Source organism: Pseudomonas sp. IT-P258 (assembly GCF_949767825.1).
GTDB lineage: Bacteria > Pseudomonadota > Gammaproteobacteria > Pseudomonadales > Pseudomonadaceae > Aquipseudomonas > Aquipseudomonas monachiensis.
Genome location: NZ_CATKPU010000085.1, coordinates 1 through 305 on the forward strand (window position 1 = coordinate 1; position 305 = coordinate 305).

Genomic DNA, 305 nt, shown 5'->3' on the forward strand with positions numbered 1-305 from the left:
CCGCTTTTAATCAGCGCCAGCTCGCTGTCGCTGGGCGCGACCACCTTCAAAATCAGCTCTGCAGCAAACGCGTCATTGGCGCTGCCAATGGTTGCGCCTGCCGCTTCATAGGCACTGTCGACAACGCTGGCATTAATGCCGGCGCCGCTTTGTACAGTGACCTTATGGCCCTGGCCGATCAGCTTCTTGATGGTTTCCGGGGTTGCAGCAACCCGTGTTTCACCGGTCTGGGTTTCGAGAGGAACACCAATGTGCACGTCAAATCTCCTGCGTGATCTTATAGAGTAAACCCATGCACTACGGAT

At 55.7% G+C, this 305-nt stretch carries 1 pseudogene; it reads right to left on the bottom strand.

What is annotated here, in order from left to right:
- Positions 1–257, bottom strand: a pseudogene (locus ACM6G4_RS24345) (NAD(P)(+) transhydrogenase (Re/Si-specific) subunit alpha); the annotation flags it as partial.
- Positions 258–305 lie beyond the last annotated feature (48 nt).